The sequence below is a fragment of the Kribbella sp. NPDC050470 genome, assembly GCF_044458365.1.
In the GTDB taxonomy this organism is placed as follows: Bacteria; Actinomycetota; Actinomycetes; order Propionibacteriales; family Kribbellaceae; genus Kribbella.
The window spans coordinates 388,425-414,857 of sequence record NZ_JBITHV010000006.1 but is presented as its reverse complement, the minus strand read 5'-3'; the positions used below and the strand labels follow the sequence as shown (position 1 = coordinate 414,857).

The 26,433-nt window shown below is 68.4% G+C and carries 20 protein-coding genes and 1 pseudogene; 7 read left to right on the top strand and 14 right to left on the bottom strand.

Going from position 1 to position 26,433, the window contains the following annotated elements:
- The first annotated feature begins 87 nt into the window (after positions 1 to 87).
- Together ACIBGM_RS20050 and ACIBGM_RS20045 are read left to right on the top strand one after the other, a co-directional pair.
- The gene (locus tag ACIBGM_RS20050) at positions 88 to 1,848 is read left to right on the top strand and encodes a hypothetical protein (protein ID WP_396386397.1); all 1,761 of its coding nucleotides are present in this window, start codon (positions 88 to 90) and stop codon (positions 1,846 to 1,848) included.
- On the top strand, positions 1,845 to 3,065 hold the full coding sequence (locus ACIBGM_RS20045; RefSeq protein WP_396386396.1) for an acyltransferase family protein: 1,221 nt from the start codon (positions 1,845 to 1,847) through the stop codon (positions 3,063 to 3,065). The genes ACIBGM_RS20050 and ACIBGM_RS20045 overlap by 4 nt, the downstream gene beginning before the upstream one ends.
- On the opposite strand, the gene ACIBGM_RS20040 is transcribed toward ACIBGM_RS20045, so the two are convergent.
- Positions 2,954 to 7,027 (bottom strand): alpha-(1->3)-arabinofuranosyltransferase, encoded by a 4,074-nt coding sequence (locus tag ACIBGM_RS20040; RefSeq protein WP_396386395.1) that lies wholly within the window; start codon positions 7,025 to 7,027, stop codon positions 2,954 to 2,956. The genes ACIBGM_RS20045 and ACIBGM_RS20040 overlap by 112 nt on opposite strands.
- A complete protein-coding gene (locus tag ACIBGM_RS20035) occupies positions 7,024 to 7,770 on the bottom strand; it encodes a class I SAM-dependent methyltransferase (protein ID WP_396386506.1) in 747 nt (248 codons plus the stop codon). The genes ACIBGM_RS20040 and ACIBGM_RS20035 overlap by 4 nt, the downstream gene beginning before the upstream one ends.
- A 132-nt stretch (positions 7,771 to 7,902) precedes the next feature.
- Here ACIBGM_RS20035 and ACIBGM_RS20030 point away from each other — a divergent pair, with 132 nt between their 5' ends.
- Positions 7,903 to 9,087: a glycosyltransferase family 4 protein gene (locus ACIBGM_RS20030; protein WP_396386394.1), complete on the top strand. Its 1,185-nt coding sequence runs from the start codon at positions 7,903 to 7,905 to the stop codon at positions 9,085 to 9,087.
- On the opposite strand, the pseudogene ACIBGM_RS20025 reads toward ACIBGM_RS20030, so the two are convergent.
- Together ACIBGM_RS20025 and ACIBGM_RS20020 are read right to left on the bottom strand one after the other, a co-directional pair.
- Positions 9,041 to 9,139, bottom strand: a pseudogene (locus ACIBGM_RS20025) (DUF2613 family protein); the annotation flags it as partial. The gene ACIBGM_RS20030 and the pseudogene ACIBGM_RS20025 overlap by 47 nt on opposite strands.
- 46 nt (positions 9,140 to 9,185) lie before the next feature.
- Positions 9,186 to 10,856 (bottom strand): hypothetical protein, encoded by a 1,671-nt coding sequence (locus tag ACIBGM_RS20020; protein ID WP_396386393.1) that lies wholly within the window; start codon positions 10,854 to 10,856, stop codon positions 9,186 to 9,188.
- A gap of 43 nt (positions 10,857 to 10,899) precedes the next feature.
- Between ACIBGM_RS20020 and ACIBGM_RS20015 the strand changes: the two genes are divergently transcribed.
- Positions 10,900 to 12,165: a polysaccharide biosynthesis protein gene (locus tag ACIBGM_RS20015; RefSeq protein ID WP_396386392.1), complete on the top strand. Its 1,266-nt coding sequence runs from the start codon at positions 10,900 to 10,902 to the stop codon at positions 12,163 to 12,165.
- Between the two features lie 18 nt (positions 12,166 to 12,183).
- Here the strand turns inward: ACIBGM_RS20015 and ACIBGM_RS20010 are convergent, their stop codons facing one another.
- Genes ACIBGM_RS20010 through ACIBGM_RS20000 form a run of 3 tightly spaced genes read right to left on the bottom strand, consistent with a single transcriptional unit; the run spans position 12,184 to position 15,891 of the window.
- Positions 12,184 to 13,191, bottom strand: a complete 1,008-nt coding sequence (locus tag ACIBGM_RS20010; RefSeq protein WP_360535655.1) for an ABC transporter permease subunit — start codon at positions 13,189 to 13,191, stop codon at positions 12,184 to 12,186.
- Positions 13,192 to 13,195: 4 nt separating this feature from the next.
- A complete protein-coding gene (locus ACIBGM_RS20005) occupies positions 13,196 to 14,134 on the bottom strand; it encodes a carbohydrate ABC transporter permease (RefSeq protein WP_396386391.1) in 939 nt (312 codons plus the stop codon).
- On the bottom strand, positions 14,131 to 15,891 hold the full coding sequence (locus tag ACIBGM_RS20000) for a hypothetical protein (RefSeq protein WP_396386390.1): 1,761 nt from the start codon (positions 15,889 to 15,891) through the stop codon (positions 14,131 to 14,133). The genes ACIBGM_RS20005 and ACIBGM_RS20000 overlap by 4 nt, the downstream gene beginning before the upstream one ends.
- Positions 15,892 to 16,134: 243 nt before the next feature.
- On the opposite strand from ACIBGM_RS20000, the gene ACIBGM_RS19995 reads away from it, so the two are divergent.
- Complete coding sequence (locus tag ACIBGM_RS19995) at positions 16,135 to 16,608, top strand: NUDIX hydrolase (protein WP_396386389.1); 474 nt, start codon at positions 16,135 to 16,137, stop codon at positions 16,606 to 16,608.
- Here the strand turns inward: ACIBGM_RS19995 and ACIBGM_RS19990 are convergent.
- Both ACIBGM_RS19990 and polA read right to left on the bottom strand, forming a co-directional pair.
- The gene (locus tag ACIBGM_RS19990) at positions 16,605 to 17,453 is read right to left on the bottom strand and encodes a hypothetical protein (RefSeq protein WP_360535663.1); all 849 of its coding nucleotides are present in this window, start codon (positions 17,451 to 17,453) and stop codon (positions 16,605 to 16,607) included. The two genes, ACIBGM_RS19995 and ACIBGM_RS19990, sit on opposite strands and share 4 nt — an antisense overlap.
- A gap of 4 nt (positions 17,454 to 17,457) precedes the next feature.
- A complete protein-coding gene (gene polA / locus ACIBGM_RS19985; RefSeq protein WP_396386505.1) occupies positions 17,458 to 20,160 on the bottom strand; it encodes a DNA polymerase I in 2,703 nt (900 codons plus the stop codon).
- A gap of 96 nt (positions 20,161 to 20,256) precedes the next feature.
- On the opposite strand from polA, the gene ACIBGM_RS19980 reads away from it, so the two are divergent.
- Complete coding sequence (locus tag ACIBGM_RS19980; RefSeq protein WP_360535685.1) at positions 20,257 to 20,664, top strand: hotdog fold thioesterase; 408 nt, start codon at positions 20,257 to 20,259, stop codon at positions 20,662 to 20,664.
- On the opposite strand, the gene ACIBGM_RS19975 is transcribed toward ACIBGM_RS19980, so the two are convergent.
- Positions 20,627 to 21,256, bottom strand: coding sequence for a GNAT family N-acetyltransferase (locus ACIBGM_RS19975; RefSeq protein ID WP_360535665.1), 630 nt, complete (start codon positions 21,254 to 21,256; stop codon positions 20,627 to 20,629). The genes ACIBGM_RS19980 and ACIBGM_RS19975 overlap by 38 nt on opposite strands.
- Positions 21,257 to 21,405: 149 nt before the next feature.
- Between ACIBGM_RS19975 and ACIBGM_RS19970 the strand changes: the two genes are divergently transcribed.
- The gene (locus ACIBGM_RS19970) at positions 21,406 to 22,122 is read left to right on the top strand and encodes a DUF554 domain-containing protein (protein WP_360535667.1); all 717 of its coding nucleotides are present in this window, start codon (positions 21,406 to 21,408) and stop codon (positions 22,120 to 22,122) included.
- A 51-nt stretch (positions 22,123 to 22,173) separates the two neighbouring features.
- Here the strand turns inward: ACIBGM_RS19970 and ACIBGM_RS19965 are convergent, their stop codons facing one another.
- From ACIBGM_RS19965 to ACIBGM_RS19950, 4 genes are read right to left on the bottom strand one after another with little or no spacing between them, the layout of a single operon-like run.
- The gene (locus ACIBGM_RS19965) at positions 22,174 to 22,890 is read right to left on the bottom strand and encodes an ABC transporter ATP-binding protein (protein WP_360535669.1); all 717 of its coding nucleotides are present in this window, start codon (positions 22,888 to 22,890) and stop codon (positions 22,174 to 22,176) included.
- Positions 22,887 to 23,834, bottom strand: coding sequence for an ABC transporter ATP-binding protein (locus tag ACIBGM_RS19960; protein ID WP_360535671.1), 948 nt, complete (start codon positions 23,832 to 23,834; stop codon positions 22,887 to 22,889). The genes ACIBGM_RS19965 and ACIBGM_RS19960 overlap by 4 nt, the downstream gene beginning before the upstream one ends.
- Positions 23,831 to 25,546, bottom strand: a complete 1,716-nt coding sequence (locus tag ACIBGM_RS19955; protein ID WP_396386388.1) for a branched-chain amino acid ABC transporter permease — start codon at positions 25,544 to 25,546, stop codon at positions 23,831 to 23,833. Before ACIBGM_RS19955 ends, ACIBGM_RS19960 begins: the two co-directional genes overlap by 4 nt.
- Positions 25,543 to 26,430, bottom strand: a complete 888-nt coding sequence (locus ACIBGM_RS19950) for a branched-chain amino acid ABC transporter permease (protein ID WP_396386504.1) — start codon at positions 26,428 to 26,430, stop codon at positions 25,543 to 25,545. Before ACIBGM_RS19950 ends, ACIBGM_RS19955 begins: the two co-directional genes overlap by 4 nt.
- Between the last annotated feature and the right edge of the window lie 3 nt (positions 26,431 to 26,433).

Sequence of the window (26,433 nt, the reverse complement as noted above, 5' to 3'; positions counted from 1 at the left end):
GGTCTGTCCGCGGGACGCTACCAGCGGGTAGCCAACTTGAACAGATGGTGCGCGAGGGAATTTCGAACTGTCATATAGTCGCGCCGCATGAGGGGGATCACCGGCCTGCCGACAGCGCCCGAGACATCGGTGCTCAAGGCCGTCGTCGTCGCGATCGCCGTCGTCCAGGCGGCGGTCCTCGGGCTGCTCGCGCGCCGGGGTTCGTGGCTGAGCGACGACCTCGAGTTCCTGGTCCAGGGCAGCCGCGGGTTCGCGCCCGCCGAGTTGCTCACGCCGGTCAACGACCACATCGCGCCGGGCCTGCGCTTCGTCTACGCGGTCTTCGCCGAGGTCGCGCCGCTGAACCACGACCTGACCGTCGCCTGGCGGGTGCTGATGCAGGCCGTCGCGATCTTCCTGCTCGGCCGCCTGCTGCTCCGGATCCTCGGCCCGACCTGGTGGGTCGTCGCCGGCACCCTGATCTACGCGATCACGCCACTGAGCATGCCGTCGTTCATGTCGCTGTCGAGCGGTGTGAACAACCTGTCCGCGCACGTCTTCGGCTTGCTGTTGCTACACGCAACCATCGACTGGTACGACGGCCGCCGCCGGGCCCTCGTCTACGGCCCACTGGCCCTGCTCATCTCCCTTGCCTGCTGGGAGAAATCCGCGCTGATCCTGCTCACGGTCGTCGCCCTCGCGCTCTATCTCCGCGAGGAGCCGATCCGTCGCTGGCTCCGCCGTACCTGGCCGTTCGCAGCCGCGCTCACCGCAGCCGTGGTTGCCTTCGGCACCCTCTACCTAACCCACGGCAGCCCGTCCCGCGGCCGGATCCCCGCCGGGCAGTTGCTGGAGCTCACCGCACGCGGCTTCAAGGTGCCGTTGTCCGCACTGGCCGGTGGGCCCTGGACGTGGGCCGAGAGCGGGCAGCCGTTCAGCTTCGCCGATCCGGGCGTCGGGGCGCTCGTGGTTGGCGGGCTGATGGCCGCCGTACTCCTGCTGGCTGCCTGGCGGCACGACCGGCGAGCGCTGCTGCTGTGGGCGGCCGTTCTCGGCTATGTGCTCGTCACTGTGGTGCTCGTGTCCTACGGGCGGTTCTCGGTCTTCGGGACTGTCTTCACGGTGCACTACCACTACTGGTCCGATCTCTCGATCCCGTTGACGCTGGCCGTCGTCCTGAGCGCCAAGGCACTGCGACTCCCCCGTCTCGTGCCGGTCCTGGCGTTGGGCGCGTTGCTGGTCGGAGTCGTGGTGTCCGATGCCGGCTTTGCCAGGACATGGGCGGCGAATCCGGCGAAGCCGTACTTTGCGAACGTCACCGCCGACCTCGACCGGGCCGGCCCGAACGTGAACCTGTGGGACACACCCATGCCGCATCCGATCGGCACCGCGCTCATGAAGGACAACCGGTTGTCGCAGGTGCTGCGGATGGCGCGGATCCCGTTCCGGTTGCAGCAGCCGGGCAGCGAGCCATTGCTGGTGGATGACACCGGGAAGCTTCGGCCTGCCCAGTTCGTGGTGTGGTCGCGCGCCGACCCGGCATCGCGCAGCAACCCGTTCTGCAACCTGCTGGTCCGCGGCACCGAACCGCTCACCATCCCGTTGACGCCGACGCAGAACGAGATCGCGACCGCGAGCTGGTTCGTCAAGGCGGCGTACTTCTCGAACCGGGAGAACGCCGTGACCGTCGAGCTGATCGACGCCACGGGCACCGTAGCGGCGCTGCCGGCCGCGCAGTGGACCGCGGGGGTCGGCAGCATGTACTTCGGTCCGTCGCGGCGGATCACCGCCACGAAGGTTCGGCTACGCTCCTCCGATCCCGCGACGAACCTGTGCGTGGAGAACCTCGAGATCGGACTGCCCAGATGAGACAGAGATTCCCGGCGCTGGACGGGCTGCGTGCGATCGGGGCGCTCGCGGTGCTGACGACGCACGTCGGGTTTCACAGCGGCGCCTCGCTGAACGGCCCGTTCGCCGGGCTGCTCGCGCGGCTCGATGTCGGGGTCGCGATCTTCTTCGCGATCTCCGGGTTCCTGCTGTACCGGCCGCACGTGGTGGCGTGGTTCGAGGGCACGCTGCCGCCGCTGACCTTGCCGTACCTGCGCAACCGCGCACTCCGGATCCTGCCGGCGCTCTGGGTCGCCGTGCTGCTCGCTGCACTCGTCGTACCGCACAAGGACGGCGTGGCGTGGACGACGTACCTCCAGCACGCCACGCTCACCCAGATCTACTTCGACGGCATCGCGGCCGACGGGCTCACGCAGATGTGGAGCCTGGCGACCGAGGTCGCGTTCTACCTGCTGCTGCCGGTGCTGGCGAAGTTCCTGACCGGGTACGAGCGTCCCACTCGACGCAGTGTCCGCTGGCGGCTCGCCGTACTGGGTGCGTTCACCCTGCTCGGTCCGGTGTGGATGGCCGGGGTCAACACGACCGACCACGCGCGTGCGGGCCTCTGGCTGCCCGGGTACGTCGGCTGGTTCGCAGTCGGCATGGGGTTCGCGCTGTGGCAGGTCGCGCGCAGCAGCGGGCGGCTCGGGCCGTCCGCGTTGGACACCCTCACCAAGATCCCCGGCACGATCTGGGGCGTCGCTGTCGCGCTACTGGTGATCGCCGCGTCCCCGATGGCCGGCCCGTACAACCTGTCGGCCCCAACACCCGGCCAGGCCTTCGTGAAGAGCATCCTCTACACAGGGGTCGCGGCCTGCGTCCTTTTCCCGGCACTGAACCCGACAGCGCGGACTGCCCGGGTCCTGGGCGGCCGGGTCGGTCACATCGCCGGCGACATCTCGTACGGCGTCTTCGCGTACCACGTGATCGTGCTGAGCGTCGTGGAGCAGGTCAGCGACTACACCTTGTTCAGCGGGAAGTTCGCGCTGCTGTTCTTCCCGACATTGGTGGTGTCCGCTGCCGTCGCGGCCGCGAGCTACTACGGGATGGAACGCCCGATCATGCGACTCGGCCGGCGTGACAAGGGCTACGACGTCTCACCGGTCGGCCGGGACAACAGCACCAGCGCACAGCCGACCAAGACCGACGCCTGGACGACTGCGGAAGTGACTCCCGCTCCCCCGTCCGGCCAGGGCTGAACCGCAGCGATCAGCGTCCCGACCAGGACCACACCGGCAGCGACAGCGATCACTCGCCGGCCGGACAGGAACCATGTGCAGGCTGCTGCGACGAGGACAGCCACCACGCCGATCCAGCCGGAGATGAACGCGCCTGCGACGAGCCCGACCGCCCCAGCCGCCCACGGCCCGATGTAGCGACCTTCACGCAGCCGGTGCCCGGAGTGCCGAGACCGGCGCCGGAAGAACGCCGCCATCGCGAGCACCGACAGCAGTGCGAGCAGTCCGACCAGCAGGCCGGCCCGGTAGGTGCGGTCGGGCATGAACCGTGCAGTGACGACCTGCTCGAGCCCTTCCGGCAACACCCAGCCCTGCTGCCAGCCGCCGACCCGGATGGGCGTGAGCTTGCGCCCACTGCCGTCGTACGCCACCCAGCCCTCGTTGTAGTTCTGCGCGATGGTCAGCACCGACGGCTCCTCGGCAGCCGGCACCTCGACGGTCAGCTCGGCCGGGTCGGCTCGCCACACGTCCACGGCCTGCACGGGCGACTTCGACACGTTGCCGAAGCCCGCCCGGGACCAGGTCGTCTCGATCGGCACGAAGCCACCGCCGGCGAGCACGTCGACGTCGTGCCGGCCGGCCGGCAGTGCGACCGTGCTGTCCTTGCCGCACGTCGTAAAGGTCACCGGTCGCTGTTGCAGCACGTCCCGCACGGTCGCCTTCACCTGCGTGTCCGCAGGTACGCCGTCCACTCGCACACCAGGCCCGTAACCGCAGAACGCGCCGGTCTGGGCGTCGAGGTCGAGCTCCTTCCGCAGGTCGTCGGCGCCGAGCACCCGGACCTCTGCCACGCCCACCGGTGCGTTGTTCGCAAAGCCGGTCGCGGAGTCGAAGTCGACCAGCGGTCTGGTGCTGGTGAAGGTCAGCTGGATGGTCCGAGCGGTCCGAGCGGCGAACCGCAGATAGCCCTCCCCGTCGACCTTGGCCAGGGCCGACGGGCCGCCGTCCACCCGGATCATCACCTCGGAAGGCTGCGACGCGGTCAGGTAGGGATCGGTGAGGAACTGCAGACCGCTCAGCTTCCGTGCCACCGGCAACTTCAAGGTCAGCGACGGCCGAGCGTCCGAAGCGTCCGCGACCCAACCCGTGCCGAGGTCACGGTCCACTGCGGCACCTGGCCTCCCCTCCGGCGCCGTGACGGCACGCGACGAGGCAGAGGCCATGATGGCTCCTGGAACGGCCAGCAGGCCTTCCAGCGCCGCACCATCCTTGGGCAGTGCGGTCCCGCGCAGCTGGTACGACGCGCCCTTCGGCAGCTCCACGCTCCGCTGGATACCTGTCGGCTCCTCGGAGTCCTTGGCGACGCTCTGCCGGCACAGCGGGCGCGTGGCCACGTGCAGACAGGCGGACCGGCCGATCTGCTGGTTCCTGAACACCAGAGCGCTCGGCTGACGGCTCTCGGACGGCACCTCCAGCCGGCTGACCGGGAGCATCCCGGGCAGGCTCACCTCCGCGATGGAGACCCCGTTCGGGTTCTTGCCGTCTGTGATGCCGACACTGAGCCGCAGTCGCTGGGTCTTGCCTTGCGGCACCGGGATGTTCTGCGGTTCACGCGACCCGGTCACCACCGAAGTCAGCGAGCCCGCGTCGGTCTCCACCTGGAGTGTCCGGACCGGCTCGGTGGTCGGCGGTGCCAGCGAGAACTGGACCTTCAGCCCGTCCACCTCCCGCGGCGACGCGAACGTCAGCTCCAGCCACTCCCCACTGCTGCGCCCGAAGGTGCCGGAGATCCAGCGACTCGACGGATCCCCGTCGACGGCCGCGGCAGGTCCGTTGCCGGGCCCGGTGCGCAGCGTGGCGGTCGCGTCTGCCGCCGACGACGATGCCCGTACGTCGACCAAGCCGCCGGCCCACGTGCGCGTCGTACTCGGTGCTGCCGGGCTGACGTCGTACCCGAGGGTGCGGCGACCTTGGCGACCGGCCTCCGACGCGGTGAGGACAGGCGAGTAGTTCTCCGCCGGACGACCGACAGACACCTCGCGGCGCTGCATGCCGTCGGTCTGGATCAGCGGCAGTCCAGTCAGCTTCCCAGCCGCGTCGGACGTGGTCACGGCGTCGCGGTCGCCACCAAGCGCGGTCAGTGCGGTGGGCACGTCTTCGGCGGCGCCACGGACCTCCACGAGCTGCGACTGCGGGATCAGCCGGGCTGCACTCGTGTCGCCGACGTCGTAGATCTCCACAGCCGGATATGGCAGTCGGGTGTGTCCGTCCAGCGTCACGCCGGGCTGCTCGATGGTGCTGCCCGTCGCCGGGCCGAAGTGCGCCACCCGTTTGAGGCCGGACTCGTCCAGGCTCTCGTGGACGGCGACAGTCGGCGTCACCTGGGCGTCGTACCGGAGATCGTTGCGTACGACGACGTACCGAACCCCGGCACGGGTCAGTGCCTGCCGCAGGGTCTGGTCGCCGACGCCCGTGCCGAGTCGCCGCTCCACCTCGTCCAGCCACCGCGTCGCACCGGCAGACCCCAGCGGTACGGCGTCCCGCACGGCCATCGGTCGCTTCAGCAACGCCTGGAACGGCTCGTCCTTGGTCGACCCCCAGGTGAAGTCGGCAAACGACGCCGCCGGTACGACGAGGACGCTGCCGCTCGTCGTCTGGCTGTCGAGCCAGGTCGCGGCTTGACGCCAGTGTGCGGGGATCGCGTCGTACCCCTCGCGTCTGGGCAGCTGACCGAAGATCGCCGGCGCTGCGACCGACACGATCACGCATCCGACCAACACCGGCACGACCCGGCGGTGCAGTCCGCGAGCGGTCGCCCACACCGCCAGCTTGCTCATCGCGTGTGCGGCTGCGAGGGCCAGCGGCAGCCGGACGACGAGCTCGAACTTGTGCGTGTTGCGGAGTGCGGCGAGCGGTCCGTCGAGGAGATCGTGCAGCTGCGGCGCCAGTGGCGAGCCGGCGGCGCCGGCGTGGCCGAGTGTCACCAGCACGAGTCCGACGACGAACGAGAGCTTCAGGAAGCCGCGGTGCTTCAGCGACCCCATCGCCAGGCCGACGAGGCCCAGCAGCGCGATGATCGCGGTCGTGAGGATCAGCATCGGCTGGGTGACGTAGAGCCAGCCGGCCGGCCAGCTCGGTCCACCCGAGCCGGTCAGGAAGTTGAGCCACTGCGACGTACCGCGGAAGGACTCGAAGACGCTCGCCGTGCCGGTCGTCACGGCGGCGTCCTCGATCCAGTCCAGGAACGGCGGGCTGTACCGGCCGAGCAGCACGAGCGGAACGAGCCACCAGACCGACACGGCGGCCACACAGCCCAGCCAGCCGACCGCGACCTTCAACGTCGACCGATCCAGGCGCCGGGTGATCAACCAGAGCGCAGGCAGTACGAGCGTCGCACCTGTCGCGACCGCGTTCACTCCGCCGACCAGCGCGAACGCCACTGCGGACCAGCCGACCCGCCACCAGCCCGAGCGCGCCCGCGGTGTCACCAGCGGCAGCAGCACCCATGGCGCCATCGCCATCGGCCACACCTCGATCGAGGTGATCGAGACTTCGCCGAGCATGCGCGGGCTCAGTGCGTACAGCAGCGCGGCGGCGAAGCGAGTCCAGGGCACGCCGTAATCGAAGGCGTTGCAGAGCTTCCACACGCCGAGGAACGCGACGCAGAGAACGACGGACCACCACAGTCGCTGCGTCACCCAGTCGGGCACCGACAGCGAGTCCAGCAGCCAGTGGAACGGCCCCATCGGCAGCAGGTAGCCGTACGCCTGGTTCTGCAGCTGTCCGAAGGCGCCCTGCGGGTCCCACAGGTGCAGCGAGCGAGCCAGGAAGCCGCCAGGACCGGCGGTGAGGTCGAGCTTGGTGTCCGGGACGATCTTGCCGGGCGCCTGGTGGAAGCACAGGGCAATCAGAACCAGGCAGCCCAGGACGAGTCGCGCCCGCCAGACCACCTGCTCAGTGCTGCCTGCCTTCAGCCTCTTCATCGCCGCCGGAGCACCAGGACGAGGTTCCAGGTCACTACTTCACGCACTCCGGGCAGCTTCAGGACGCCGTACGCCCAGCGCGGGTGGTACCGCGGCACTGCGGCGACCAGGTCCGCTTCCCTGCAGGCGCGGGCCCAGCGCAGGCCGCCGGCGACGGTGATCGGGTAGAGCGACTCACCGAAGCGGTTCTTCGGCGGGTGGCCCTGGATCCGCTCGTAGCGACGGGCGGCTCGATGTCCGCCGAGGAAGTGCCACGGCGCGGTCTCGTGGCCGCCGTGCGGTCCCCACCAGCCGGTGTACGACAGGAAGACCGTGCCGCCCGGCTTGGTGACCCGGACCATCTCGTCGGCCATCAGCCACGGGTCGGGCACGTGCTCCAGCACGTTCGACGAGAAGCAGACGTCGACCGACCCGTCGGCGACCGGCAATGCCATACCGCTGCCGAGCACAGTGCCCGGCTCGGGCTCACCGCGCCCGCTCAGCTCACCCAGGTCGGAGTCGATCGCGTAGTACGTCGCTCCAGCCTTCCGGAACGCGTCGGCGAAGTACCCGGGACCACCACCGACGTCCAGCATCAGCGAGTCGCGCAGGTCGACGTACTGGCTGAGCTGCCCGACGGAATCTGCGGCCAGCGTTCCGTAGAAGAGATCCGGATCCGTCTGCTCGACACCGAACGCCCGGAACAGCCGGACGGCGCGACCGAGGTCGGCTGTCCACGCGCTGCTCGCTGTGGGGTTCGTCATCACTGGCACAGGCGGGACATTAACGGATCTCGCGAGGTCTGGCGGACATCGTTACTCCTTGGTAACGTCCCGCCCCATTAGCTCGGGGGAGGTTGACGGTGGGGGCAAAGGCCGGAGGGTGGGGCTATCAGAGTGCGTGCGCAGAGCGTGCTGTTGCTGAACTGGCGGGACACGACCAACCCGGAGGGTGGGGGTTCCGAGAGGTACGTCGAGGAGGTGGCGAGAGGCCTTGCGGCATTGGGCTGGCGAGTGACCGTGCTGTGCGCGGCCTACCCGGGCAGTCCACGGGAGTCGCGACGCCACGATGTGCGGTACCTGTACCGCGGCACCAAGGTCACGGTGTACCTCCGGGGCATGCTGCACGCCTGGCTCCGCCGCCCGGACCACGTGATCGACGTGCAGAACGGACTCCCATTCTTTACCCGTCTCGTACGTCGTACCGGCGTCGTCGTCCTCGTCCACCACGTCCACCAGGAGCAGTGGCAGGTCGTGTATCCGGGCTGGCGCGGCCGGCTGGGCTGGTGGCTCGAGTCGGTCGCCGCACCCCGCCTGTACGACGACTGCCGCTACGTCACCGTGTCGTCGGCCTCCCGCGACGAGCTGGCGGGCCTTGGCGTGCAGAGCATCGACGTGATCCACAACGGCACCGATCCGGCGCCACCACGGCAGCGACCCAAGGCCGCAGTACCGACGGTGGTGTGCGTCGGCCGGCTGGTGCCGCACAAGCAGGTCGAGCACGCCGTCGACGCCATCGCGGAAGCCCGTAAGGTGCTGCCCGATGCACGACTGGTCGTGGTTGGCTCGGGCTGGTGGGAGGACTCGCTGAAGGCGTACGTCGCCGAGCGCGGACTGCAGGACGCCGTCGAGTTCCTCGGTCACGTCAGCGAGGACGACAAACACGCGGCGTACGACGAGGCGTGGGTCCAGGCGCTGCCAAGCCTCAAGGAGGGCTGGGGCCTGGTGGTCGGCGAGGCCGCCGGGCACGGCGTGCCGACGGTGGCCTACCGGAGTGCGGGTGGTCCGACCGAGTCGGTGCACGACGGAGAGTCGGGCGTGCTGGTGGACGAGCCCAATGAGTTCACCGCGGCGATCATCGAGCTGCTGCAGAACGCGCAGCTCCGGCAGCGGCTGTCGGAGGGAGCGGCAGCCAGTGCGGGCAACTTCACCTGGAGTGCGACCGCACTGGCCTTCGATCGGCTGCTGACTACTTCGAGCCGTACCCCACGACCGGAACGTCAGCCTGCCCCTGCGTCTGTCCCGCCGGCGGCTGCGGGTCTTCCTGCACCGACTGCACGACCCCGACAACCGTGGTCGTAGCCACTGCCAGGCCCGCGAAGACGGCAATGGCCGCACCGATCAGTGATCCCATGAAGCGTGTCCCCTCCTCGATAAGTGAACCGAAGAGTAACAACCGCTCAGCGACTCCGCCAGACCATGGATCGACGGTTCACCAGACCGGCCAGCGCAGCCGCCAGGGTTGCTCCGGCGATCGCCCAGGCGGCCAGTACGACGGCTGTGCGCCACGGCGGATCGTGTTGTGGGACGGGCGTCCCGGCCAGCTGGTAAACGCTCACGGTCATCGCCGAGTAGACCTCGGTCAGTCCGGGGATCGAATCGCGCGGCGGCGCCCCGCCGGCGTCCCGGTCGTAGACGAGCCAGCCGACGCCCTGCTGCAGGAGCGCCGGTGTCGGGTCGGTCCCGTCGCGCATCGCCGTACGGACTGCTGTCGCCACTGCGGCAGCGCGGGCGTCCTCACCGGCCAGGCGGTGGCCGGAGACGATGAGCTCGTCGGGGACGACTGCAGGTTGGTCGAAGTACCGCGGCATCGGGTCCAGCACCGGACGGCGGTCGTTCCAGACCGGTGCGCGGTAGGACTCGAACGGCCACGGGATGAACGGTCCGTCCAGCGCCTGCTGCGCCCGCGCCCACTCCGCCGGGTAGTGCGACACCTTGAGCCCGCCCCCGCCCGCCAGCGCGGGCAGCGCCGCGATCGGCAGCAGTACGGCGGTCACTCCGACAACCCGGTGCAGTGGGACGCGCTGCAGCAACGCATGGATCGCCACACCGAAGCCGATCGACTCGAGCAACACCAGCGGACCCAGGTAGCGCTGACCATCGCGGAACAGACCGGCTCCGGGGACGTTGGCAACGACGTCTGCAAAGGCACCCGGCGCGACGACGCCGGCCATGCCCACCAGCAAGGAGACGCCTGCAGCCACGACCAGTGCGCCGACGATGCGGTCCTGTCGCCACCAGAGCACGACGCCTGCGATCGACAGGAGCAGGATGATGAACGCGAAGATGACCGGCAGCAGGTCGCCTCTGTTGCCAGGGACAACGTCTGCGTTCCAGACGCCGCCCAGTGTGAGCAGCGTTGGCAGCGCTCCCCCGTAGCCCTCGTTGCGAGCCGCAAAGGCTGTCACCGAGGCAGGGTCGGCTGTGGCACTACCGCCGTGCGCCAGACCTGCCACCAGCCAGGGAGCGTTCAGCAAGACCGCCGCGCCGAGCGGCCAGACCACGCGACGCCCCGGCCACAGCAGGATGAGCCCGGCGACCAGCAGGCCGACGATGCCCCCGGACGCGGTCAGCGCGCAGCCTGCCGAGGCGAGGATGAAGCCAGGCCACCCCTTCCCCTTCCGCAGTCGCAGTGCGGACCGCACGAGCCACGGCAAGGCGGCGTACCCGAGGAGGAGGGCCCAGGCGCCGAGGCGGAGGCGCTCGGCGACGAACGGGTTCCAGACGAAGAGGGTCACGGCCGCGGCACCGGGCAACGCGGCGCCGAGCCGGAGCTCCCGCCACAGCGCGGTCATGCCAAGCCCGGACAGGAGGGGAATCGCGACCAGCACGATCTTGTTCAGCACCTGCCCACCGACCACCTCGTCCAGTACGGCGACGAGCACGTCCGACGGGACCGCGCGGGGCATGGCCGTTGTGACACCGAACAGGTCAAGTCGTACCGTGAGGTCCGGTACGAACACCATGTCGTAGCCGACCACGTAGCCCGGAGCGAGTAGCGGAGCAGTGATCAACAGGGTGAGCAGGACAGGCCACAACCAGGACAGAACGCGCACGGCACGTTCTGACATGACCACCTCTCCCCTCTGTAGCTCTCTCACAAGGCAGTAGAGCATGAGCGCTGAGACCACCCCTGAGCAAGAGCCCAAGGCACCGCGACTCGCTTTCCTGCGCAGCGCGACGGTCGTCGCCGTCGGCATGGCCATCATGAACGTCGCCGCCTACGGTTTCACCCTGATTTGCGTCCACCGGCTGGTGCCGGAGCAGTTCGGCGCCATCACCGCACTGCTCGGACTGCTGCTGATCGGCAACGTCGCGTCACTCGGGCTGCAGGCCACCGGCGCCCGCCAGCTGGCCACACACACCGGGGAGGGCGCCGAGGCACTGGCCGACGCGATGCTGAAGGCAGGCCGGCGGGCCGCGCTCGGACTGACGATCGTCTGCCTGCTGGCCACGCCGCTGTTCGTCTGGCTGCTTCACATCGACTCCGTGGTCGCGATCATGCTGCTCGCTCCCACTCTCGGCTGTCTAACGCTGATGGGTTCGCAGCTCGGCGTACTCCAAGGCAGTCAACGTTGGACCGAGCTCGCGGGCGTCTATACGTCGGTCGGCGTCGGGCGGCTGCTGCTCGGTGGCGGCGCGCTCCTCGTCCACCCGTCCCTCGATGCAGCCATGATCGGTCTTGCGCTGGGAGCCGCCGTACCGGCTCTGCTGGGAGGCTTCCTGCTGCGTGGGTCCCATGGCGGTACGTCGGCGCTGGTCAAGGACGTACTGCGGGAGACGGTGCACGGCACGCACACGCTGCTCGCGTTCTTCGCCATTGCCAACGCGGACGTGCTGTTTGCCCGTGCACTGCTGGACGGCCGGCACAGCGGGTACTACGCGGCCGGTGTGATCGTGGCGAAGGCGTGCCTGTTCCTGCCGCAGTTCGTGATCGTCATCGTGTTCCCGTCACTCGCCAGTTCCCCCGGCGACACGGTCCGCCTGCGCCGGGCGATCCAAGCCGTTGCCGGGCTGGGAGTGTGCACGGTGCTCGGCGCGCTGCTGTTGCCGGACCTGGTCGTGACCGTGATCGGCGGCAAGGAGGACTACGCGTCACTCGGTCCGTACACCTGGCTGTTCGCGATCTCCGGCTCGGCGTACGCCGTACTGCAGCTGGTCGTCTACGCCGCGATCGCACAGCAGGAGAAGCGAGCCGCTCTGGTGATCTGGATCGGCCTGGTCGTGCTCGCGATCGGCGCCGGGATCGTCCTCGGCACCGACCTCGCCACCGGCATGGCCGGGGTGAAGGCGCTGGTCGCGATGACCAGCGCCTGCGCCGTACTGCTGTCGGTGGTGCTGGCGGCCGGACTGCACCGCCAGACCACCGACGGCAAATAGCTCACCAAAGGCTCACCATCACCAAAGGCTCGACTTGGCGAAGCGGCGGGCGAAGGTGTTCGCCAGCACCAGCAGCACCAGCCCGATCACCGATCGGAACAACCCGATCGCCGTCGCGTAGCTGAACTGCGGCACCGCCGAGGCCAGGCCGATCTTGTACACGTAGGTGTCGATCACTTCGGCGGTGTCGAGGTTCAGGCTGTTCTGCATCAGCAGCACCTTCTCGAACCCGACCGACAGGATCGAGCCGATGTTCAGGATCAGCAGGATGACCGCGACCGGCACGATCGCCGGCAGGTCGATGTGCCACACCCGCCGCAACCGCGAGGCGCCGTCCACGATCGCCGCCTCGTGCAGCTCCGGCGGCACACTGGTCAGCGCGGCCAGGTAGATGATCGCCGAGAACCCCATCGTCTGCCAGGCGCCCGACCACACGTACAGGTGCCGGAACATCCCGGAGTCACCCATCAGGTCGACCGGCCCGATGCCGAACAGGCCGAGCAGCTGGTTGCTCACGCCGGTGTTCGGGTTCGTCAGTACGACGATCAGGCCGACGACCACCACCGTCGAGATGAAGTGCGGCGCGTAGGTGATCAGCTGCGCCGACCGGCTGAACCACTTCTTCCGGACCGTGTTCAGGCAGAGCGCGAGGATGATCGGCAACGGGAACGTCGCGACCAGCTCGTACACGTGCAGGAACACGGTGTTCTTGATCAGCTTCCAGAACTGGTACGACTCGATGAACCGGTCGAAGTACTTGAACCCGGCCCACGGGCTGCCCCAGATCCCGGACACCACGTTGTAGTCCTTGAACGCGATGATCACGCCGTACATCGGCCAGTAGGCGAAGATCGCCAGCCAGATCAGCGGCAGCGCCAGCATCGCGTACAGCTGCCAGTTCCGGCGCATCCGGATGCCGAGCCGGACCGAGGGTTTCGGCTCCTTGATCCGGCCGTGCCGGCGGCCGCCGGCAACCTGCCGCCGGGCCGGCGACTTGGCGGCGGGACGCGTTTCGGTCGTCGTCATCTCGTCACCCCTTCAGCGAGCCGATCATGGCCCCCTTGACGAAGTGCTTCTGCACGAAGGGGTAGACCAGCAACGGCGGAATCATGCCGATCACGATCAGCGAGTACTTCAGCTGCTGCTGCAACTCCTTCAGCTGCGCCAGCTTGCTGGTGTCGGGCATCTGGGCCGGGTCGACCTTGGTCTGGATCAGGATCTGCCGCAGCACCACCTGCAACGGGAACAGGTGCTCGTTGGTCAGGTAGATCAGCGCGTTGAAGAACGAGTTCCACTGCCCGACCGCGTAGAACAGCAGGTTCACCGCGATGATGGGCTTGCTCAGCGGCAGCACGACGCGCCAGAAGAACCCGAAGTCGCTGCAGCCGTCCACCTTGCCGGCCTCGACCAGCTCCTCCGGAATCGTCACCATGAAATAGGTCCTGGTGATGATCACGTTCCAGACCGCCAGCGCGGTCGGCAGGATCATCGCCCACCGGGTGTTCAGCAGGCCCAGCTGGTCCACCACCAGATACGTCGGGATCATGCCGCCGCTGAACATCATCGTGAACACGAAGGCGGCCATGACGAAACCCTTGCCCGGCAGCCCCTTCCGGGACAGCGGGTACGCCGCCAGCAGGGTGAGGACCGTGGCCACGACGGCTCCGACCACCGCGTAGTACACGGAGTTGCCGAAGCTGCTGACGATCGCGTCGTAGTCGAAGATCGCCTTGTAGGCATCGAGGGTGAAGCCGACCGGCCACAGCCAGACCTCGCCGGCGGCCACCCGCTTGGTGTTGCTGACCGAGGCGCTGAGGACGTAGACGATCGGGTACAGCACGGCCAGGCAGAACAGGCCGAGCGCGGTGTAGATGCAGGCCAGGGCGATCTTGTCGCCCCGGGTGTCCTGGATCGGCGCCCCGACCGCCCTCCGCGTCTCGTCCGGCGGCAGCGTGGGGGTGGTGGTCATGAGTTGTAGGCCTCGTAGGCGGCCTGCTGCAGCTCGAGGTACGGCTTCACGCCGATCTTCTCGACCCGGTCCTTGTAGTCGTTCCACGCGGCGTCGTCGTTGGGGTCGAGCTGCCCGGTGAGGAACTTGGCGAACGACTGCTCCACCTCGCCCTTCAGGTTGGTCTTCAGCTCCGCCTCCTGCGCGGCCTGATCCTGGTCCAGGGTGACCGGCGGGAACTGCAGGTCCTGCGGCTGCTTGTAGGGGAAGTAGCTCTGCTTGGTCTGCTCGTAGAGCGGCTTCTCGAAGGTGAGGTCCTTCGGGTCCACCCGCTCGCTCAGCCGGAAGTCCTGGGAGCGGTACATCGGGTTGTCCTGGCTCCAGCTGATGTTCTTCGAGGTGTTCCAGGTAGCGGCGTAGCCGTAGACCGCCTGCTTGCCGTTGATGCCCAGCTCACCCTTCTTCGCCCAGGCGAACTGCGGGCCGGCGTACCCGCGCAGGATCGCCTCGAGCTCCATCTGCGCGTCCGCCCACTGGACCAGGAGCTCCGGCTTGGCGCACTTCTTGGTGATCACCAGCTGGGACACCTCGACGCCGATGTTCAGGTAGTCCCAGGCCGCGTACCGGACCTTGTTCGGTCCCTCCAGCGGCGGGCACGCCTCGTACTCGCGCCACCGGGCGTTCGGGTCCTTCTGGTCGATGTCGACGAAGTTGCCCCAGTAGTTCACCCGGGCGCCCCCGATCAGCGGCTTGCCCGGGGCGTTGCCGTACCGCTGCAACTGGTCCTCGTCGGCGGTGAACACGTCGCGGTTGATCAGGCCCTCGCCGTACAGGGTGTTCATGTACTTCAGGCCCTCGCGCCACTCGTCCTTGTTGAAGGTCACGTCGACCTTGCCGTCGTTCAGGACCAGCCACGGGTCGCCCGGGTTGTAGAGGAACGCGTTCATGAAGTACGGATCGATCTTGGCGTCCTTGTAGCCGGCGAACGGGATGGTCCGGCCGTTGCCGGCCAGGTCCGCCTTCTTGAACGCGCGCATCACCTCGAGGAACTCGTCGGTGGTCTTCGGCATCGCCAGGCCGACCTGCTTGATCCACTGGGTGTTCAGGAACGACCGGCCGGCACTGGCCCGGCAGTGGTAGCAGTCGTTGAAGTTCGGGAACGAGTAGATCTTCTTGTCCGGCGCCTGCACCAGCTTGCGCGCGTCCGGGTAGTCCTTCATCGCCTGCTGCAGGTTCAGCGCGTACCCGTCGATGTACTGGTTGACGTCGGCGAACAGGCCCTGCGAGCCGTACAGGAACAGCTGCGAACGGCTGAAGTCGATGCCCATGAAGGCGTCCGGGATGTCGCCGGCCGCGATCATCGCGTTCACCTTGGTCATCACGTCGTCGTCGGTGCCGCCGACCTGGTTCCACTCGATGTGGATTCCTGTCTTCTGCTCCAGCCACTTGGTGAACGCGTTGGTCTTCCAGTCGCCGATGGTGACGTCCTGCTTGACGACGATCTTGAACGTGACCTTCTCGGTGGTGATCGGCTTGTGCTCACGGGCCACCGGGCCGACGTACCCGTCCGGGTACAGCACCCCCGCCAGTTTCGGGCCGAGCGTGACGCTGGGAGCGGCAGCCGGGCCGGTGGCAGCGCCGGCGGCGCCACTCGCGTTCCCCGAACTGCTGCAGCCACTGAGCAGACCTCCGCCGGCGGTCGCGGCAGTCAGGCCGAGAGCTCCGGCGATGAGTGATCGACGGCTGAGTCCGGTCGGCCCGGCAGCGTTCTTCGGCATGGGTCCTCCAAGGCGGTCTAGATGGCGGTCTAGGACGGAAGAGACGAAATATCCGATAGGATCTCGGATCTTTGGCGGGAGAATGGCACAGATCGGATGACTTCGGAAGAGTTCACTCTTTACTGACCGGGACCAGATCGGCACTGTCCGTGTCTTGCGTGGAAACCGCTTGCCCTTGCTGCCCGGTGGTCAACTTTCTTGCGGAAACTAAAGGGTTGTCGCGGCTTCTCTAGGATTCACACCATGGCGACCCCGAAGTTCATCCTCGAGCTCCGCGAGAAGATCGGCCACGACCTGCTGTGGCTCACCGGCATCAGCGGAGTGGTCCTCGACGACGCCGGCCAGGTCCTGCTGGTACGGCGCGTGGACACCGGCCACTGGGCATTGGTCGCCGGCATCCTCGAACCCGGTGAGCAGCCGGCGGTCGCGCTGGTCCGGGAGATCCAGGAAGAGACCGCGGTCACCGTCGACGTGGAACGCCTGATCAGCGTGGAGTCGCTGCCGCCGTCCAGCTACCCGAACGGCGACCAGGTGCAGTTCCTCGACCTCTGCTTCCGTTGCCGCCCACTGCACGGCACCCCTCGCGTCAACGACGACGAGTCCCTCGAGGTCGCCTGGTTCCCGCTGTCGGACCTCCCGCCCCTGTCTCCCCACGAACAGCAGGCGATCGCCGGCGCCCTCTCCCCCGGCCCAACCCCGACCTTCGTCCGCGGCTAACGCCGTAAGGCGAGTTGCAAGTCGCGCAACCACCGTTCGTTAATGGCAGGTTCGCGGCCCAGGCGCTCCGCCAGCTGACGTCGGACCTCTGGGGTGCGTGCCTTCTCGACCAGCCGGACAGCCTGTGCCAGCGCGAACCTGGTCCGGTCGTCCCGGCGCGGATCCGTCACCCCGGGATCGGACCAGGCCTGCCGACGGAACGACGCCGCCGTCTTCGGCTGGTAGTCGCCGAAGTACGACCACAGCCGGCCGTCGATCGACACGTTCCGGATCGCCGACGGCGGCAGTTCCGCGGCGAACTCGGCGTGCTGCTGCCAGCGCCAGATGTTCGGACTGGTCTTCCTGCGGGCCGTGATCCCGATGAACCGCAGCTGCCGCCGGATCACGTCCCACTGGGCCCGGTCGTCGTCGATCCACCGGCGCAGCACGTCGTACAGGTTCTCGAAGGTGGAGCCCTCGTAGACCAGGTCGACGAAGACAGTCGGGCGGCCGCGCATGAGCTCGGCCGGTGCGAGGCCGTCGGCGGCCAGGTTGGTCCGGAGCTGCCGCAGCTCCGCGCCGGTGAGGTCCTGGCCTGCACCCCGGAACAGCGACAGCGGCAGCGGGTGCAGCCGGGAGCTCCAGGCGGTGTCCGCGAGGGCGCCGCTGAGCAGGTCGAAGAGGCTGTCGACGGACCGGCCCACGAAGTACAGATCGCCGTCGCCGCACTGCGCCAGCACTCGCGCGGCGCACTCGACCAGGTCGTCGAGGAAGAACAGGTCCGGCTCCTCGACGCCGTCCAGCAGGGAGCCGAGCTGGTCCGGCCGCACCAGGTCCCACCGGAACGGCCGGTTCGGCTCCACCATCAGCTCAGTGAGCGGCCTCGTGCCAGGTGCGGCCGACGCCGACCGACACGTCGAGGGGGACGGCCATGTCGACGGCGTGGCCCATGTCGCGGCGGACCAGCTCCTCGAGCGGCTCGCGCTCGCCCGGGGCGATCTCGAAGACGAGCTCGTCGTGCACCTGGAGCAGCATCCGCGACTTCAGGCCGGACTCGCGCAGCGACGCGTCGACCTTCAGCATCGCCATCTTGATCACGTCCGCGGCCGAACCCTGGATCGGCGCGTTCAGCGCCATCCGCTCGGCCATCTCCCGGCGCTGCCGGTTGTCGCTGGTCAGGTCCGGCAGGTAGCGGCGGCGGCCCAGGATGGTCTCGGTGTACCCGCTCTTGCCCGCGTCGATCACGATCGACCGCAGGTAGTCCCGGACGCCACCGAAGCCCTCGAAGTACTCGTCCATCAGCCCGCGGGCCTCGTCCACGCCGATCTTCAGCTGCTGGCTCAGCCCGAACGCCGACAGACCGTACGCCAGGCCGTAGTTCATCGCCTTGATCTTGGCCCGCTGCTCCTGCGTGACCTCCGACGGCTCCACCGAGAACACCCGCGACGCGGTCACCGAGTGGAAGTCCATGCCCGAGTTGAACGCGGAGATCAGCCCGTCGTCGGCGGACACGTGCGCCATGATCCGCATCTCGATCTGGCTGTAGTCGGCCGACATCAGCGACTCGTTGCCCTCGCCCACGATGAACGCCTGCCGGATCCGGCGGCCTTCCTCGGTCCGGATCGGGATGTTCTGCAGGTTCGGATCGGTCGAGCTGAGCCGCCCGGTCGCCGCGATGGTCTGGTTGAACGTGGTGTGGATCCGGCCGTCCTTCGGGCTGATCGTCTTCAGCAGCCCCTCGACCGTCTGCCGCAGCCGGGTCGCGTCCCGGTGCGCCAGCAGGTACGCCAGGAACGGGTGCTCGGTCTTCTCGAACAGCGCCTGCAGCGAGTCCGCGTCGGTGGTGTACCCGGTCTTGGTGCGCTTCGTCTTCGGCATCTGCAGCTCGTCGAACAGCACCACCTGCAGCTGCTTCGGCGACCCGAGGTTGATCTCCTTGCCGATCACCTCGTACGCCGAGGTCGCGGCCTCCCGGACCCCGGTGGCGAACCGTGCCTCGAGCTCCTCCAGGTACGGCCGGTCGACGGCGATTCCGTCCCGCTCCATGCCGGCGATGACGTCGATCAGCGGCAGCTCGACGTCGGCCAGCAGCGACGTCCCCGCCTGCTTCTCCAGCTCCGCGTCCAGCGTGTCGGCCAGGTCGGCGATCGCCCGGGCGCGCAGCATCGTGTGGTCTGCGGCCGGGCCGCCCTCGACGTCGTCGAAGCTGAGCTGGCCGTTGTCGGCATCCTCGTTGCGCAGCTCCCGCTTGAGGTAGCGGACGGTCAGGTCGGCCAGGTCGTACGACCGCTGGTCGGGGCGGGCCAGGTACGCGCTGAGCTGGGTGTCCGAGCTCAGCCCGGCCAGCGTCCAGCCGCGCTCCAGGAAGCCGAGCAGCGGGCCCTTCGCGTCGTGCAACGCCTTCGGCTGCTTCGGGTCGGCGAGCCATGCCTGCCAGGCCGCGTCGTCGTCAGGCGTCAGGGTCGTCGGGTCGAACCAGGCGGCCGCGCCCGAGGTGTCGGCCAGCGCCAGGCCGGTGATCTCACCGGTGCCACGACCCCAGCTGCCCTGGACCGCGACGCCGACCCGCTCGCCGCCGCTCACGTGCTCCTTGAGCCAGCCGGCCACCTCACCGGGCTTCAGCTGGACGCCTTCCAGCTCGAATCCGTGGTCGACGGTCGCGTCGACCTCCTCGTGCTCGGCGACCAGCCGCTCGCGCAGCACCCGGAACTCCAGGCTGTCGAACAGCGTGTGCACCTTCTCCCGGTCCCACGGAGTGCGGACCAGGTCGTCCACGGTGACGTCCAGGGTCAGGTCGCGGACCAGCTCGTTGATCTGCCGGTTCCGGATCACGTCGGCCAGGTGCTCGCGCAGCGACTCACCGGCCTTGCCCTTGATCTCGTTCACCCGGTCGACCACGTCGTTCAGCGAGCCGAACTGGTTCAGCCACTTGGCCGCCGTCTTCGGGCCGACGCCGGGCACCCCCGGCAGGTTGTCACTCGACTCCCCCACCAGCGCCGCGAGATCCGGGTACAGCCGCGGGGTCACGCCGTACTTCTCCTCGACCGCGGCCGGGTCCATCCGGGCGATCTCGGACACGCCGCGCTTCGGGTACAGCACCGTGACGTCCTCGCTGACCAGCTGGAACGCGTCCCGGTCGCCGCTGCTGATCAGCACCTCGAAGCCCTGCTCGGAGGCCTGCGTGGCGAGTGTGGCGATGATGTCGTCGGCCTCCCAGCCGTCGATCTCGGTGGTCGGGATCCGGAGCGCCTCCAGCACCTCCTTGACCAGCGAGACCTGCCCCTTGAACTCGTCCGGCGACTTCGACCGGCCGGCCTTGTACTCCGCGTACTGCTCGGAGCGGAAGGTCTTGCGGGACACGTCGAACGCGACGCAGACATGGGTGGGCTGCTCGTCGCGGAGCATGTTGATCAGCATCGAGGTGAACCCGTACACCGCGTTGGTGTGCTGCCCGGTGGTGGTGGAGAAGTTCTCCACCGGGAGCGCGTAGAACGCCCGGTACGCCAGCGAGTGCCCGTCCAGCAGCAGGATCCGCGGCCGGCCGGCACCTGGCTGCGCGGAGTCCTTGGTCATCGTCGAGGTGTTCGTTTCTGGAGCCACAACCCGACTCTAGTGGTTCCCTCCGACAGTTCCGTCACAGCCGCGTAGTCTGCTTCCGTGACTGATCAAATGAACCTCGGACCGGGCATGGGCATGGAGGGCACTCTCCTCCAGCTCATGGGCATCGTGGTCAAGGAGGCGGCCCCGGAGCGGATCGTCGCCACCATGCCGGTCAAGGGCAACACCCAGCCGTACGGCCTGCTGCACGGCGGCGCGTCCTGCGTGCTGGCCGAGAGCCTCGGCTCGATCGGCTCGGCATTGCACGCGGCGGCCTACGACAAGGTCGCGGTGGGGGTAGACATCAATGCCACCCACCACCGCGCGGTCCGCGACGGCGTGGTCACCGGCGTCGCCACCCCGATCTACCTCGGCCGTACGACGACGTCGTACGAGGTGGTCATCACCGACGAGCGGGACAAGCGGGTGTGCACCGCGCGGATCACGTGCCAGCTGATTCCGGCGCCGCCGGGTAGCTGACGTCGGCAGGGTCGACCGGCAGCGGCCGCGCCAGCTGGGCGCGGCGGGCGATCACGGAGCGTCGTGACGACAGCAGGGCCAGCAGATTCGGCGCGTGCTCCGCGGCCAACCGGCGGCGCACGGTGTGCGTGGTCGCGAACCGCAGCACGCCGGCCTGTCCGAGCCCCAGCCGGGCCAGGAACCGATTCGCCTCCCGGGCGATCGCGGGAGCCACAGCGGCCAGGTGGGCGCAGTTCTCGTGCTCGGCCCAGGCGGCCGCCTCCGCGATCAGCGCCTTGCCCAGGCCATGCCGGCGGGCGTCGTCGCTGACATGCAGGTACTCCACCGTGACGGTGTAGTCGTCGTGCAGGGGGCTGATCGCCGTACGGCGCAGGTAGGCCATCCCGTGCACGGCGCCGTCCAGCTCGCCGACCAGCAGCCGGCCGAACGGGTTGTCGAGATGTTTGCCGACAGCAACCTCGACCGCAGCCGGCGCCGGCGGCGCGGGCAGCCGCAGCGGATGGCCGGAACCGGTGGTCATCTCACGCCACAACGCAACCAAGGCGTCGGCGTCACCGCGTTGGGCGTCCCTCACCTCGATGGCTGCTGCCACAGCGACCTCCTGGTCTGGTCCACCCCCGAGGTGAACGGGACGGCGGATACGCTCGTCCTCGCGCAACAGTAGGCCCTCGGGGGTCACTTGCAAAGCTGCCTCCCGGGGCTGATCGGAGACCAGGTTTGTTCATCGGAATCGGTACTGTCGTGAACGTCGCGACAGTGCTCGTCGGATCGGTACTCGGCGTGCTCATCGGCCATCGCCTGAGTCACCGGACTCGCGACCTCGTGACGGACGCGCTCGGCCTGGTCACGCTGCTGATCGCGATCACCTCGGCACTCACGGTCGGCGACCAGGTGCTCAGCGACGCGGTCGGTGACAGCGCTCCGGTGCTGATCGTGCTCGGCGCGATGCTGATCGGCGGGATCGCCGGCTCGCTGCTGCGGATCGAGGAGCGGCTGGAGGAGTTCGGCGCCTGGATGCAGCGCCGGTTCGATCGCGGCGAAGGCGAGAGCACCTTCGTCGAAGGCTTCGTGACCGCGTCGATGGTGTTCTGTGTCGGGCCGCTGACGTTCCTGGGCGCGTTGTCCGACGGGCTCGGCCGAGGCGCGGACCAGTTGTTCCTCAAGGCGGTGCTGGACGGCTTCGCCGCAATCGCCTTCGCTGCGTCCTTCGGCTGGGGCGTGATGGCCTCGGCGCTCGTCGTACTGGTCGTGCAGGGCCTGATGACTGCGGTCGGCGCGGTGCTGGGCGACGTGCTGCCCGACGCGCATGTGACCGCGCTCGGCGCGACCGGTGGCGTGATGCTGATCGGTGTCGCGCTGCGGTTGCTGAAGCTGAAGCAGATCGCGGTGGCGGACCTGTTGCCTGCCCTGATCGTCGCGCCGCTGCTGGTGCAGCTGCTCGTCGTGATCCGCAACTGAGACGAGAGCCCCGGTCCTAGCGGACCGGGGCTCTCAGCAACTACTGGTTGATCAGTCCTCGCCGAGGTAGGCCTTGCGGACGTCCTCGTTGACCAGCAGGTCGCGTCCGGTGCCGGACAGGACGATCTTGCCGACCTCGAGCACGTAGCCGTAGTCGGCCCGCTTCAGCGCTGCCTGCGCGTTCTGCTCCACCAGCAGGATCGTCGTGCCCTGCCGCTGGAGCTCGGTCACCGTCGACATGATCCGCTGCATCATGATCGGCGACAGACCCATCGACGGCTCGTCCAGCATCAGCAGCTTCGGCCGGCTCATCATCGCCCGGCCCATCGCCAGCATCTGCTGCTCACCGCCGGAGAACGTCCCGGCCGGCTGCTTGCGCCGCTCCCCCAGGATCGGGAACAGCTCGTACGCCGCGTTCAGGTCGGCACGGATGCCGGCCTGGTCCCGGCGGGCGAACGCGCCGAGCGTCAGGTTCTCCTCGACCGACAGCCTTGGAAAGATCCGCCGGCCCTCCGGCGAGTGTGCCAGCCCGCGCGCGACGATGTCGTGCGCGGCGACGGTGTCGATCCGCTCGCCCTGGAACAGGATCTCGCCGGACACCGGCCGGAGCAGACCCGAGATCGTCCGCAGCGTAGTGGTCTTGCCGGCGCCGTTGGTGCCGATCAGCGACACCACCTGCCCCTGCTCCACGCTGAAGCTGATCTTCTTCACCGCAACGATCTTGCCGTAGGCAACTTCCAGGTCGCGGACCTCGAGCATCGCGGTCACGGGGCCTCCTCCTCGCCGTCGACGGCATCCTGCAGACGCTGCGCTTCCTGCTCGTCGTCTTCCTCGCCGGTGCCGATGTAGGCCTCGATCACGCGCGGGTCCGACTGCACCTCGGCCGGCGAGCCCTCGATCAGCGCCTCGCCGCGGACCAGGCAGAGCACCCGGTCGCAGAGGTTGAAGATGAACCGCATGTCGTGCTCGATCACCACGACCGACAGGCCGGAGTCCCGGATCTTGAAGATCAGGTCACTGGCCTGCTTGGTCTCCAGCGGGTTCATACCGGCCGTCGGCTCGTCCAGCAGGATGAGCTTCGGGTCGGTGGCCAGCGCCCGCGCGATCTCGAGCCGGCGCTGGTCGCCGTACGGCATGTTCCGGGCCAGGTGCTCGGTGGACTTGCCGAGGCCGACGAAGTCGAGCAGCTCCTGGGCCCGGGCCCGGGTGGCCACCTCCTCGCGACGGAACTTCGGCCCGCGCAGCACCGAGGTGAGCGCGCCCGAGCTGGTCCGGCAGTAGCGCCCGACCATCACGTTCTCCAGCGCGGTCATGTTGGCGAACAGCCGGATGTTCTGGAACGTCCGCGCCATTCCGGCCCGGACCACGGCGCGTGGCTTCGGCGGCAGCGGGGTCAGCGGCGCGAGCTCCTGGACCGCCACCGCCTCGTCCGCCTCCTGCACCTGGCGCTTGGCCGCCTCCGGCTTGCGCGGCGTGCCGGCGAACCGGACCACCCCGGAGGTGGGCTTGTAAAGGCCGGTCAGGCAGTTGAAGAACGTCGTCTTGCCGGCCCCGTTCGGGCCGATCAGGCCGACGATCTCACCTTCCCGCACGGTCAGGTTCACGTCGTTTACCGCCAGCAGACCACCGAACCGCATGGTCACGCCGGAGGCCTCCAGCACCGGCTGGCCGACCGGCCGGCCGGTCGTGGGCTGAGTCTCGGTGACGGTCATTTCGCCTCCTCCACGGCCAGATACTCTTCCTCGACCGCGACGGCCAACTGCTCGTCCTCCTCGTGGAACTCCAGCTGCCGGCGTCTGCTCGCCACCAGGCCCTCCGGCCGGAACCGCATCATCAGCACCAGCAGCAGGCCGAACAGCAGCAGCCGGTACTCCGAGAAGAAACGCAGCTTCTCCGGCAGCAGCTTCAGGATCGTTGCTCCCAGCAAGACACCGGCGATGGTGCCCATACCGCCCAGCACGACGGCCGCGAGCAGGAACGCCGACTCGAGGAAGATGAACTGGTCGGGGCTGACGGCAACGTCCTGGTGTGCCTTGATGGTGCCGGCCAGACCGGCCAGGAAGGCCCCGATCACGAAGGCCAGCACCTTCAGGCCGAAGACGTTCACGCCCATCGCCTCGGCGGCCTTCTCGTCCTCCCGGATCGCGACCCAGCCCCGGCCGATCCGGCTGTCGTTCAGCCGGGCGAAGACCAGGATGACGAACGCGATCAAAAGCAGCAGCAGGAAGTAGTAGTTCGAGAAGCGACCCAGCTCCAGCCCGGCGATCGTGTGCTCGTCGCCGAAGTTGAAGTTGCCGATCTGCAGGTCCGGGATGCCGGGGATACCGTTCGGGCCATTGGTCAGCAGCGGACCGTTGATGCCGTCCAGGTTGAACATCGCCAGCCGGAAGATCTCACCGAAGCCCAAGGTCACGATGGCCAGGTAGTCACCGGAGACGCGGAGTGTCGGTGACCCGATGATCAGGCCGAGCGTCGCCGCCACACTGGCGCCGATCAGCATCACCACCACGAACGGCGGGTGCCAGTCGATCGTCGAGAACGCGGAGTTCGACAACATCGCGGCCACGTAGGCGCCGGAACCGAGGAAGGCGATGTAGCCGAGGTCCAGCAGGCCGGCCAGACCGACCACGATGTTCAGGCCCATCGCGGTGGCCGCGAAGATCAGCACCTGGCACGCGATCGACATGTTCGCGTCCGACCCGCGCTGGGTGAAGGGGAACAAGAACGCGACCACGAAGGCCGCCAGCGTCAGCACTTTCCTGTGCCGCTGGGCGACGTGGCCGAACCAGGTCATCACGCCGGTCCGGAACAGCGCCAGGATCACCGTGCCGATGAAGAGCAGGCAGAGGATGAACGACCACGCGTCCGTGAGGCCCAGCGCGTACGCCGCACCGAACAGGATCGCCGCCATCATCACGGAGATGGCGAGGATCTCCGCCCAGCCCGGCAGCCTCGCCTTGCTCAGGTCGTGAAGCTGCCGCAACGGGAGCATCCGCGAGCTGACCAGGATCAGAACGGCACCGGCCAGGGAGACGTAGGCACCCGGGTTGACGTTGATCAGGCCGTCCGACTCCACCGTGATCGCCACGATGATGCCCACCATGTACAGCGTCAGGCCAAGGCCCAGGGCCCGCAGGCCGAGGGTCGCGTCCAACCAGGACCCCAGCGCCGTCAGCGGACCGCGCTCGGCGAGCAGCAGGATCAGCGCGAGCAAGGCCCCGATGATCGCGAGGACCTGCAGGCCGCCCGGATAGAAGTTGATCGACAGATCGTTGAGGATCGATCCGTCGTAACTCCACGACAGGAAGGAGCCCACGATCACCAGCACCACGCCGGCGACACCGGCCGGCCACGCGATCGGGTTCACCGGCTGCTGAGCCGTCGCCTCCGGCTCCGCCGGAGTGCTTGTCCGTACCTCGCTCACGCCCGATCCACCACCCTCGCTCCGAGCAGGCCCTGCGGCCTGAACACCAGTACCAGGATCAGGATGACGAACGCCCAGACATCCTTCCAGGAGCCGCCACCGAACTGACCTGGGATGTACTGGGTGGCCAAGGCCTCGACGACACCCAGCACCAGGCCACCGACGACGGCGCCGTACACGTTGCCGATACCACCGAGAACCGCGGCGGTGAACGCCTTCAGACCGGCCAGGAAGCCCATCCGGAAGTCGATGTTGTTGTTCTGGAAGCCCTGTGAGATCCCGGCGATCGCGGCCAGCACGGCACCGAGGGCGAAAGCCACCACGATGATCCGGTCGACGTTGATACCCATCAAGCGGGCGGTGTCCGGGTCCTGCGACACGGCCTGCATACCACGGCCCAGCCGGGTCCGGTTGATGAAGACCCAGAGCAGCACCGCGCACACCGCCAGCGCCGCGACAGTGAAGATCGCGGACCGCTGGATGGTCACCCCGCCGACCTCCAGCGCGGGGCCGGTCACCACGTCGATCTGCGGGAACGGGATGCGCTGCTTGGCGCTCGGCCAGGTAATGCTGGTGATGACCTGCTTGTAGAACACCCAGAACAACTCTGCGAACACGACCGCCCCGGCGGCCGCTTCCGCGACCGTCAGGAGCTTGACTTCGCTCTGTGCCCGCCCCCGCGCGACGAGACCGGCCAACCAGCCGACCGCCGTACCGACGGCAGTGCCGAGGACGACGACACCGACGGCCAGGACCGCACTCAGGTCCGGCTCGATCAGCCGGGCCACAACCCACAGCGCGACGGCGCCGAACGCGGCGCCGATCAGCGGAGCACGGTCGTACCACTTGGTCGTGTGGTGGTTCAGATCAGCCTTCGTCAGCACCGA